The 10,714-nt window shown below is 74.3% G+C and carries 8 protein-coding genes; 5 read left to right on the plus strand and 3 right to left on the minus strand.

Annotation, left to right across the window (positions count from 1 at the left end; genetic code table 11):
* Positions 1–70 precede the first annotated feature (70 nt).
* Complete coding sequence (locus C6N75_RS22950) at positions 71–490, plus strand: CBS domain-containing protein (RefSeq protein WP_105870794.1); 420 nt, start codon at positions 71–73, stop codon at positions 488–490.
* A gap of 108 nt (positions 491–598) precedes the next feature.
* Positions 599–2,356, plus strand: a complete 1,758-nt coding sequence (locus C6N75_RS22955; protein WP_181160583.1) for an NAD+ synthase — start codon at positions 599–601, stop codon at positions 2,354–2,356.
* An 81-nt stretch (positions 2,357–2,437) separates the two neighbouring features.
* Here C6N75_RS22955 and C6N75_RS22960 read toward each other — a convergent pair whose 3' ends face one another.
* Together C6N75_RS22960 and C6N75_RS22965 are read right to left on the minus strand one after the other, a co-directional pair.
* Positions 2,438–3,688 (minus strand): MFS transporter, encoded by a 1,251-nt coding sequence (locus C6N75_RS22960; RefSeq protein WP_105870795.1) that lies wholly within the window; start codon positions 3,686–3,688, stop codon positions 2,438–2,440.
* A gap of 196 nt (positions 3,689–3,884) precedes the next feature.
* Positions 3,885–4,832: an endonuclease/exonuclease/phosphatase family protein gene (locus C6N75_RS22965; RefSeq protein WP_407703261.1), complete on the minus strand. Its 948-nt coding sequence runs from the start codon at positions 4,830–4,832 to the stop codon at positions 3,885–3,887.
* Between the two features lie 399 nt (positions 4,833–5,231).
* Between C6N75_RS22965 and panB the strand changes: the two genes are divergently transcribed.
* From panB to C6N75_RS22980, 3 genes are all read left to right on the plus strand, one after another.
* Complete coding sequence (gene panB, locus C6N75_RS22970; RefSeq protein WP_105870797.1) at positions 5,232–6,095, plus strand: 3-methyl-2-oxobutanoate hydroxymethyltransferase; 864 nt, start codon at positions 5,232–5,234, stop codon at positions 6,093–6,095.
* Between the two features lie 205 nt (positions 6,096–6,300).
* Entirely contained in the window at positions 6,301–7,302 is a 1,002-nt protein-coding gene (locus C6N75_RS22975) for an ATP-binding cassette domain-containing protein (protein WP_105870798.1), read from the plus strand.
* Positions 7,299–8,117 (plus strand): ABC transporter permease, encoded by an 819-nt coding sequence (locus tag C6N75_RS22980; protein WP_105870799.1) that lies wholly within the window; start codon positions 7,299–7,301, stop codon positions 8,115–8,117. The genes C6N75_RS22975 and C6N75_RS22980 overlap by 4 nt, the downstream gene beginning before the upstream one ends.
* Here the strand turns inward: C6N75_RS22980 and C6N75_RS22985 are convergent.
* A partial coding sequence (locus tag C6N75_RS22985) for an ATP-binding protein (RefSeq protein ID WP_181160584.1) occupies positions 8,065–10,714 on the minus strand: 2,650 nt, incomplete at its 5' end. The two genes, C6N75_RS22980 and C6N75_RS22985, sit on opposite strands and share 53 nt — an antisense overlap.

The following is a 10,714-nucleotide window of genomic DNA, read 5'->3' on the forward strand; positions in this document are numbered from 1 at the left end:
CGTACGGCGCCTGCGGCGCATGCCGCGCGCACGGCGCCGTACGGCCGCTTCACGGAGGTGTGCGACACCCATGACCACTGCGAAGGACATCATGCACCCGGGCGCCCGGTGGCTCCCCGAGCACGAGACCCTCGACCGGGCGGCGCAGATGATGCGCGAGATGAACGTCGGCGCGCTGCCGGTCGCCGACGGGAACGAGCGGCTCTGCGGCATCCTCACCGACCGGGACATCGTGGTCGGCTGCGTGGCCGCCGGACACGACCCGTCCCGGATCACCGCGGGCGACCTCGCCAAGGGCACCCCGCGCTGGATCGCCGCGGACGCGGACGTCGAGGAGGTGCTGCGGATGATGAAGGAGCACCGCATCCGCCGGCTGCCGGTGATCGAGGACAAGCGGCTGGTCGGGATGATCAGCGAGGCGGACATCGCCCGCCACCTCTCCGACGCGCAGATCGCGGGCTGGGCGGAGCGGGTGTACGCGGAGGGCTGAGTCCCCCTCCGGCGTCGGGGACCCTCCGAGCGTCACGTGCCCGCTCGGGCATCGCGCCCCGGGTCCCCCTCCGGGCATCGCGTCGGTCTGACGATTACACTGGGCGGCGTGCCTCAACTACGTCTCGCTCTGAATCAGATCGACTCGACCGTCGGCGACCTCGCCGGGAACGCCGAGGCCGTCGTGCACTGGACCCGGCACGCCGCCGGACAGGGCGCGCACCTGGTGGCGTTCCCCGAGATGGTGCTGACCGGCTATCCCGTGGAGGACCTGGCGCTGCGCTCGTCCTTCGTGGAGGCGTCCAGGGAAACCCTGCGGTCGCTCGCGCGGCGGCTGGCCGACGAGGGGTTCGGGGAGCTGCCGGTCGTCGTCGGCTACCTGGACCGCTCCGAGAAGGGCGCGCCGCGTTACGGGCAGCCGGCCGGCGCGCCCCGCAACGCGGCCGCGGTGCTGCACGGCGGCGAGGTGGTGCTGTCGTTCGCCAAGCACCACCTGCCGAACTACGGCGTCTTCGACGAGTTCCGCTACTTCGTGCCGGGCGACACCCTGCCGGTGCTGCGGGTGCACGGGATCGACGTGGCGCTCGCGATCTGCGAGGACCTGTGGCAGGAGGGCGGGCGGGTGCCGGCCGTCCGGTCGGCGGGCGCCGGGCTGCTGCTGTCGGTCAACGCCTCCCCGTACGAGCAGGACAAGGACGACACCCGGCTGGAGCTGGTGCGCAAGCGCGCCCAGGAGGCCGGCTGCACCACCGCGTACCTGGCGATGATGGGCGGCCAGGACGAGCTGGTCTTCGACGGCGACTCGATCGTGGTGGACGAGCGCGGCGAGGTCATCGCCCGGGCGCCGCAGTTCTCCGAGGGCAGCGTGATCCTGGACCTGGAGCTGCCGGCGGCGGCCGCCGAGCCGGTGACCGGGACGGTGGACGACGGGCTGCGGGTGGACCGGGTGGTGCTGTCCGAGGAGCCGCTGCCGGCGTACGAGCCGGAGCTGACCGGCGGGTACGCGGACCGGCTGGAGGACGACGAGGAGGTCTACTCGGCCCTGGTCGTCGGCCTGCGGGCGTACGCCGCGAAGAACGGTTTCCGCTCGGTGCTGATCGGGCTGTCCGGCGGCATCGACTCGGCGCTGGTGGCCGCCCTCGCCTGCGACGCGCTGGGGGCGAAGAACGTCTACGGCGTGTCCATGCCCTCGAAGTACAGCTCGGAGCACTCCAAGAGCGACGCGGCCGAGCTGGCCCGGCGGACCGGGCTGAACTTCCGCACGGTGCCGATCGCGCCGATGTTCGACGCCTACATGGAGTCGGTGGAGCTGACCGGGCTGGCGGAGGAGAACCTCCAGTCGCGGCTGCGCGGCACCCTGCTGATGGCGCTCTCCAACCAGGAGGGCCACATCGTGCTGGCGCCGGGCAACAAGTCGGAGCTGGCGGTGGGCTACTCGACGCTGTACGGCGACTCGGTGGGCGCGTACGGGCCGATCAAGGACGTCTACAAGACGTCGGTGTTCCGGCTGGCGCGGTGGCGCAACCGGGCGGCCGAGGAGCGGGGGCAGGTCCCTCCCATCCCGGAGGCGTCGATCACCAAGCCGCCCAGCGCCGAGCTGCGCCCCGGCCAGGTGGACACCGACTCGCTGCCGGACTACGACGTGCTGGACCGGATCCTGGAGCTGTACGTCGACCGCGACCAGGGCAAGGACGCCATCGTGGCGGCCGGCTTCGACGAGGAGACCGTCGCGCGGACGCTGCGGCTGGTGGACGTGGCCGAGTACAAGCGGCGGCAGTACCCGCCGGGCACCAAGATCTCCGCCAAGGGCTTCGGTAAGGACCGGCGGCTGCCGATCACCAACCGGTGGCGCGAGAACGTCAACTGACGACCGCGGGCGGGAGGCCGGCCACGGCAGCCCGTGGCCGGCCTCTCGCGCGCCGCGGACCCCTGGCCGGCCCTCGGCGGGCTACCGGCGGGTGGCGGTCTCCGGCTGCTGGTCCCGGGTGCGGGGGCTGCCCGCGACGACGCGGGAGGCCCCCGTCGCCGTACCGGCCGCGCCCGCCGCGTCGCGCGACCCCCGGCGGTCCAGCAGTCCGGCGGTGACCGCGACGGCCAGGCCGACGACGGCCAGCGCCGCGCCGACCAGGGCCGGCGACGACCAGCCCCAGCCGGCCGCGACGGCCGCGCCCCCGACCCAGGCGCCGCCCGCGTTGGCCAGGTTGAACGCCGAGTGGTTGGACGCGGAGGCCAGCGTCGGCGCGGAGCGGGCCTTGTCCATCACCAGCATCTGTAGCGGGGTGGTGGTCATGAAGCCGACCGCGCCCAGCACGACCACGGCCGCCAGCGCGAGGGCCGGGACGGTGAGCGCGAAGCGGAAACCGACCAGGACGACGGCGAGCGCGGCCAGCGAGCCGTACAGGGTGGGCCGCAGCGCCCGGTCGGTGAGCGGCCCGGCGGCCAGCGCGCCGAGCGTCATGCCGATGCCGAAGAGGGCGAGCACCAGGGTGACGGAGGACTCGCCGAAGCCCATCACCTGGGTGGTCATCGACGCCAGGTAGGAGTAGACCGCGAAGACGCCGGCGAAGCCGAAGACGGCGGTCAGCAGGCCGAGCACGACCTGGCGGTGGCCCAGGGCGCGCAGCTCGCGGCCGAGGCCCTGGTGGCCGTCGACCGGGATGACCGGGACGAGCCTGGCGAGCGCGGCCATGGCGACCAGGCCGATCGCGGCGACCACCAGGAAGGTGGCGCGCCAGCCGAGGTGCTGGCCGAGCAGGGTGGCGGCCGGGACGCCGACGATGTTGGCGACGGTCAGCCCGAGGAACATGGTGGCCACCGCGCGGGCCTGGCGGCCTTCCCGGACCAGCCTGGCGGCGACCACCGCGCCGACGCCGAAGAAGGCGCCGTGCGGCAGGCCGGCGAGCACCCGGGCGCCGATCAGCGTGCCGAAGCCGGGGGCGAGCGCGGAGGCGAGGTTGCCGACGGTGAAGAGGGCCATCAGCAGCAGGAGCATCCGCTTGCGCGGGATGCGCGAGCCGACGGCGGTGAGCAGCGGGGCGCCGATGACGACGCCGATGGCGTACGCCGATACCAGGTACCCGGCGGTGGGGACGGAGGTGTGCAGGTCGTCCGCGACGTTGGGCAGCAGGCCCATCATGACGAACTCGGTCGTGCCGATGCCGAAGGCCGATACGGCCAGGGCTAGCAGGGCCAGGGGCATGAAGGAGCGGGCCTTTCCGGTGCGACGGCGAGAGGGCGGGATCGTAGGAGTACCCTCCTGCGATCCGCCATAAGTTCCCTCTCGGAACAAAGGCTCCCGCACGGAATGTTCCCGCAGGTGAACGCCGAATGGTGGGTGTGTGACACCTCACGCCGCCGCCCCAGCGGCACCCGGCCCCCTTCCCCCTCCCCGGAGGTCAGAGGCGGATGCGGGCGGCCAGCGGCAGGTGGTCGCTGGAGGTCTGGGCCAGCGTCCAGGACGCCGTCGGCTCCACGCCCTTCACCATGATCTGGTCGATCCGCGCCAGCGGGAAGCCGGCCGGCCAGCTGAAGCCCATCCCGTCGCCCGCCGCGCCCTGGGTGGAGCGCATCTGCGAGGTCACCGCCTTCAGCGAGCGGTCGTTCATGGTGCCGTTCAGGTCGCCCAGCAGCACCACCCGTCCCAGCCGCTCGCCCGCGATCGCCTCGCCCAGCGCGTCGGCGCTGCGGTCCCGCTGGGAGGCGGTGAAGCCGGCGTTCAGCTTCACCCGCACCGACGGCAGGTGCGCCACGTACACCGCCACGTCCCCGGCCGGCGCGGCCACGGTGGCGCGCATCGCGCGCGTCCAGCCCAGCCGCAGGTCCACCGGCCCGGCGCCCCGGATCGGGTACTTGCTCCACAGCCCGACGGTGCCCTGCACCGAGTGGTGCGGGTACTCCGCCGCCAGCGCCTCCTCGTACACCGGGACCATGCCCGGCTTCAGCTCCTCCAGCGCCAGCACGTCCGCGCCGGCCCCGGCGACCTCGCGGGCGGTGCCGCGCGGGTCGGGGTTGTCGGCGTTCACGTTGTGAGTGAGGACCGTCAGATCGCCGTCCGTCCCCGACTTGTCGGTCATCAGCCCGGCGAACAGGTTGGCCCACACCACGGCCGGCAGCACCACCGCGACCAGGGCGGTCGCCGAGCGGCGCCACAGCGCGGCCAGCGCGATCAGCACCACCGGCACGCCGAGCCAGGGCAGGAACGTCTCGAAGAGGCTGCCGAGGTTGCCGATCCGGTTGGGCACCTGGGCGTGGAAGATCATCAGCAGCGCGGTCAGCACCGCGCACACCGCCAGCAGCCTGCCCCGTCGCCAGACGCCGGGATCGCCGCGCCAGCGGTCGACCACCGCCCGGAACCGGGACTCGGGGCGCCCGGCCTGTGCACCGCCGTTACCCGTCTCCGCCACGTCCACCCGCGCCATACCGCCGTCCTCACTGCCTTGCCTGCCCTGCCGTGCCGTGCACGCCGCCCCCGACCCTAGGCGATCTCGACGACCCTAGGAGATGCGGGAGCGCCGCACGGTCACGAGGACGTGCGGGCGGGCCCGGCGGGTTCCTCGCGGGCACGGCCCGGCCGCCCGCTGTGACACAACCCGCACAGACGGGCAGCCGACCGGATGCGCTCCGCTGTGACACGAGGCGCACCCGACCGCGTCCACTTCCCCCGTGCCGCCCTCGGTGCCACCATGGACGTGATCCGGGGACGCCGTCAGGGCGCCTCGAGATGACGAAGGAGCCGTTCCACCATGACGCTTCAGGCTGCCTCCGCGCAGCCCGCCGGCGGCGCGAAGGCGCTGTACGGCGGCAGCGGAACCCGCCGCATCACCGTCCACGACATCGCCGCCGCCAAGGAGCGCGGCGAGAAGTGGCCCATGCTCACCGCGTACGACGCGATGACCGCGTCCGTCTTCGACGAGGCCGGCATCCCGGTGCTGCTCGTCGGCGACTCCATGGGCAACTGCCACCTCGGCTACGAGTCCACCGTGCCGGTCACCCTCGACGAGGTCGCCATCCTGTCCGCCGCCGTGGTACGCGGCAGCAAGCGGGCCATGGTCGTCGGCGACCTGCCGTTCGGCTCCTACCAGGAGGGCCCGGTGCAGGCGCTGCGCTCGGCGACCAGGCTGGTCAAGGAGTCCGGGGTGGGCGCGGTCAAGCTGGAGGGCGGGCAGCGCTCGCTGGCCGCCACCGAGCTGCTGGTGCAGGCCGGCATCCCGGTGATGTCCCATCTCGGTCTGACCCCGCAGTCCGTCAACACCCTGGGCTACCGGGTGCAGGGCCGGGGCGACGAGGCCGCGCACCGGCTCATCCAGGACGCGAAGGCCGCGCAGGACGCGGGCGCGTTCGCCGTGGTGCTGGAGCTGGTGCCGGCCGAGCTGGCCGCCGAGGTCACCCGCTCGCTGCACATCCCCACCATCGGCATCGGCGCGGGGCCGGACACCGACGCCCAGGTGCTGGTGTGGACCGACATGGCCGGCCTCACCGGCGGCAAGGTGCCGCGCTTCACCAAGCAGTACGCCGACCTGCGCGCCACCCTCGGCGACGCGGCCCGCGCCTTCGGCGGCGAGGTGGCCGGCGGAACGTTCCCGCAGGAGCAGCACACCTTCCACTGAGCCCCGGGCTCACACACCAGGCCACTGCGGCACCACCGCGACGGTCCGCCGACATCCCCCATCGGCGGGCCGTCGCGCCCCTTTCCCACGGCTCGGTTCCCTCCCCCGGGGCGCCGGAAGCGTCTGTCGGCGGGCTGCCGGGGACGGGCGGGGGCTGTCGGCCGGATGTCGGCGATGTGTCGGCGGCGGGGGGTGCCATGGGGGCATGACACGATCCGACACCAACGCCGTCGAGGTCCGGGGCCTCGTCAAGACGTACGGCGCGACCCGGGCCCTGGACGGGGTGGACCTCGACGTCCGGGAGGGCACCGTCCTCGGGGTGCTGGGGCCCAACGGCGCCGGCAAGACCACCCTGGTGCGCTGCCTGTCCACGCTGCTCGTCCCGGACGCCGGGACCGCCACCGTCGCCGGGTACGACGTGGTTCGCCAGCCGCGCGAGCTGCGCCGGGCCATCGGGCTCACCGGGCAGTACGCCTCGGTGGACGAGAAGCTGTCCGGCTGGGAGAACCTCTACCTGATCGGGCGGCTGCTCGACCTCTCCCGCCGGGACGCCCGCCGCCGGGCGGACGAGCTGCTGGAGCGCTTCTCGCTGACCGAGGCCGGGCGCAGGGTGGCCGGCGGGTACTCCGGCGGCATGCGCCGCCGCCTGGACCTGGCCGCCTCGATGATCGGCCGGCCGGCGGTGCTCTACCTGGACGAGCCGACGACCGGCCTGGACCCCCGTACCCGCAACGAGGTCTGGGACGAGGTGCGTTCCATGGTCGCCGAGGGGGCGACCGTGCTGCTCACCACCCAGTACATGGAGGAGGCCGAGCAGTTGGCGTCCGAGCTGACCGTGGTGGACCGGGGCCGGGTCATCGCGCGGGGCAGGGTGGACGAGCTGAAGGCGCGGGTCGGCGGGCGGTCGCTACAGATCCGCCCGGTGGACCCGGCCGAACTGCCCGCGATGGCACGGGCGCTGGACGAGAGCGGGCTCGCCGGACCGGCCGGGGCCACCGTCGTCCCCGACGAGCGCCAGCTCTACGTGCCGATCCTCAGCGACGAGCAGCTCACCGCGATCGTCGGGCTGCTGGCCGCGCGGGGCTTCGCCGTCGCCCATCTGGCGACCCGGCTGCCCACCCTGGACGAGGTGTTCCTCGCCGTCACCGGCCACAAGGCCGACACCCCCGGGCAGTCCGCCCCCGTCCCCGAGAAGGTCGCCGTATGAGCACCCTGTCCCGCACCCCCGAAGCGCAGGGCGCCGAGCCGGGGATCGCGCTGCGCTCCCACCTGCGGCACATCGGCGCGCTGGCGCGCCGCAACGCCCTACAGATCAAGCAGGACCCGGAGTCGATGTTCGACGTCCTGCTGATGCCGATCGTGTTCGTGCTGCTGTTCGTGTACGTCTTCGGCGGCGCGATCGCCGGCCGGGGCAACCAGCAGGACTACGTCAACTACCTGGTGCCCGGACTGATGGCCATGATGGGCATGAACGTCGCCATGGGCATCGGCACCGGCATCAACGACGACTTCCGCAAGGGCGTGATGGACCGGTTCCGGACCATGCCGATCGCCCGCTCCTCGGTGCTGATCGCCAAGATCATCGTCGAGCTGGGCCGGATGCTGGTGGCCGTCGCCATCCTGCTGGGCATGGGCTTCCTGCTCGGCCTGGAGGTGCAGACCTCCGCGGGCGGGCTGCTGGCGGCGGTCGCGCTCTCCGCGGTCTTCGGCTCCGCGCTGATGTGGGTGTTCATGCTGCTGGGGCTGGCCCTGCCGACCGCCCAGGCGGTGCAGGGAATGGCCATGCTGGTGCTGATGCCGCTGCAATTCGGGTCGTCGATCTTCGCCCCTCCGAGCACCATGCCCGGCTGGCTCCAGGCGTTCACCGACTACAACCCGCTGTCCAACCTGGCCGACGCGGTCCGCGGGCTGATGGGCGGCGGGCCGGTCGCCCAGCCGGTGTGGATGACGCTGGCCTGGACGGCCGGGATCACGCTGGTCGCGGCCCCGCTGGCGGTCGCGCGGTTCCGCAGGAAGACGTGACGGACTCCGGTACGGCAGGGGGTGCGGGGACGAGGGCGGCGGCCTGCTCCGCGGTGAGCCGGCCCCCCTCGGCGTAGGCGGCGGCGAAGACCTCGGGGGCGAGCGCCGCGCGGGCCGCCGCCAGCGCCTCCGCCCGGATCTCCCGCTCCAGCGGGGTGCCCAGGTACTCCGGCGGCCACAGCGCCTCGGCCGCGCCCAGCAGCACGGCGGCGGTGCGGGCGTGCGGCCCGCCGAGACCGGTGGCCGCCCGGGCCGCGGTGATCAGGTGCTGCGACGGCATGTTCGGGGACATGTACAGCGCCAGCGGCTCCAGCGCCCCCTCCAAGGCGCACGCCACCCGGGCCAGTGCCTCGGCGTACCGCCCGTCCAGGTTGTCCAGCCACGCCCGCACGCCCAGCACGAAGCCCATGAACAGGGCTATCGACTCCGTGGAGAACTCCCGCTCGACCGCGTTCAGCTCGGCCCGGGCCTCCGCGGTGCGGCCGGACCGGCCCAGCCACAGGCCCAGAAAGACCCGGGCCGCCGCGATCGCCTCGTTCCCCTCCGCCCGGCCGGCGGCCAGCACCTCGCGCAGGACGGCCTCGCCCTCGTCGCCCAGGCCCCGCTGGAGCAGCGTCTGCCCGTACCGGACGCGCAGCAGCGCCCGCTGGCCCCGGGCGCCGAGCCGTTCGGCGTGTTCGAGCGCGGCGGCGTAGTCCCGGCCGGCGCCCTCGTGGTCGCCGAGCATCTCGCGGGCCTCGCCGCGGGCCGACAGCGCCTCGGCGACGCCCCAGGAGTCGCCCACCCGCTCGAAGCCCGCCAGGCTCGCCTCGGCGTCCCGGACCGCGTCCAGGGCGCTCTCGGCGCGGTTGGCGCGCAGATTCGCCCGGATGCCGGTGATGTTGGCGAGGTCCCAGTCGTAGCCCAGCTCGCGGCAGCCGGCCACCGTGGCGTCCAGCATCTCGTCCAGGGCCTCCGGGTCGCCGAGGACCAGCAGCGCGAACAGCCACAGGCTGCCCGGCATCCGGCAGGTCTGCGGCAGCCCGGGGCGGTAGGCGGCCCGGATCGCGAGCATCCGGTCCCGCTCCTCCAGGCTGGTCCAGTGGGTCGCGAAGTGGTCGGTGAAGGCCAGCGTCATCAGCGCGTTGCCGCGGCGCGCCTCCGCCAGCAGCTCCCCGTCCATCGGGGGCGGGGCGTCGGTGCAGGAGGCGTACAGCGGCGGTGCGGGGCGCACCGGCTGGGCGAACGGGTCCGGGCCGAGCGCGGCGGTGGCGGCGCACCAGTGCAGGGCGTCGGAGCGCAGGTCGCGCATCTGCCAGTAGCGGCCCAGGCTGTGCACCAGGCAGAGCGCCTCCTGCTCGTCGCGCGCGGCGACGGCCCGGCGCAGCGCGCCGCGCAGGTTCTCGTACTCCTCCTGGAAGCGGTCCAGGCCGGCGCGCTGGCGCGGTCCGTGCAGCCAGGGGTCGGTGGTGCGGGCCAGCTCCCGGTAGTACGTCAGATGGCGCCGCTCGGTGGCGGTCCGGTCGCCGGCCTCGGTCAGGCGCTCGGCGCCGTACTCGGCGACGGTCTCCAGCAGCCGGTAGCGCATCCGCCCGTCCGCCGAGGGCACGGCGAGCACCAGCGACTTGTCGACCAGCGAGCCGAGCACGCCGACGGTGTCGAACGCCTCGGACGCGTCGGAGGGGGCGCAGACCGCCTCCGCGGCCTCCAGGTCGCTGCCTCCGGCGAACACCGACAGGCGGCGCAGCACGGTGCGTTCGGCGGCGTCCAGCAGGTCCCAGGACCAGTCGACGACCGCGCGCAGGGTCTGCTGGCGGGGCAGCAGGGTGCGGCTGCCGCCGGTGAGCAGCCGGAAGCGGTCGTCCAGCTTGGCGGCGATCTGGGCCGGGCTGAAGGCGCGCAGCCGGGCGGCGGCCAGTTCGATGGCGAGCGGCAGCCCGTCCAGTTTGCGGCAGATCTCGGCGCACGCCTCCGGGTCGTCGGCGGTGCGGAAGCCGGGCCGGGCGGCCGCGCCCCGGTCGCCGAGCAGTTCCAGGGCGGTGGGGCCGGGCAGCGGGTCGACCGGGCGGACCTGCTCGCCGGGCACGCCCAGCGGCTCGCGGCTGGTGGCGAGGACGGTGAGCCCGGGGCAGGCGGCGAGCAGCCTCTCGACCAGCACGGCGGCGGCGTCCACCACGTGCTCGCAGTTGTCCAGCAGGAGCAGCATGCGGCGGCCGGCGCAGTGCTCGACCAGCTTGGCGAGGGCCTCGTCGGTGCGGGTGCCGCGCCGCTCGGCGGCCCGCAGTTCCTCCGCGCCCGCGCCGAGCAGCTTGGTCTCCCGGGCGCCCAGCGCGGTGACCACGGCGTCCGGTACGGCGTCGGGGTCGTCCACCGGGGCCAGCTCGGCCAGCCACACCCCGTCCGGCCAGCCGGCGGCGCCCCGCTCGGCCGCCTCCTGGGACAGCCGGGTCTTGCCCGACCCGCCCGGTCCGAGCAGCGTCACCAGCTTGGCCCGTGCCAGGTCGGCCAGGACGGCGGCCATGTCCGCCTCCCGCCCGACGAAGCTGGTCAGCCGGGCGCGCAGATTGCCGGGCGCGGCTGACCAGCTTCGTCGGGCGGGAGGCGGACATGGCCGCCGT

It is taken from the genome of Streptomyces solincola (assembly GCF_002982015.1).
Classification (GTDB): Bacteria; Actinomycetota; Actinomycetes; order Streptomycetales; family Streptomycetaceae; genus Streptomyces; species Streptomyces solincola.

Excerpts from the sequence above, each read along its gene's own strand:
- C6N75_RS22980 (WP_105870799.1), top strand. The coding sequence starts at position 7,299 with ATGAGCACCCTGTCCCGCACCCCCGAAGCGCAGGGCGCCGAGCCGGGG.
- C6N75_RS22950 (WP_105870794.1), top strand. The coding sequence starts at position 71 with ATGACCACTGCGAAGGACATCATGCACCCGGGCGCCCGGTGGCTCCCC.
- C6N75_RS22960 (WP_105870795.1), bottom strand. The coding sequence starts at position 3,688 with ATGCCCCTGGCCCTGCTAGCCCTGGCCGTATCGGCCTTCGGCATCGGC.
- panB (WP_105870797.1), top strand. The coding sequence starts at position 5,232 with ATGACGCTTCAGGCTGCCTCCGCGCAGCCCGCCGGCGGCGCGAAGGCG.
- C6N75_RS22975 (WP_105870798.1), top strand. The coding sequence starts at position 6,301 with ATGACACGATCCGACACCAACGCCGTCGAGGTCCGGGGCCTCGTCAAG.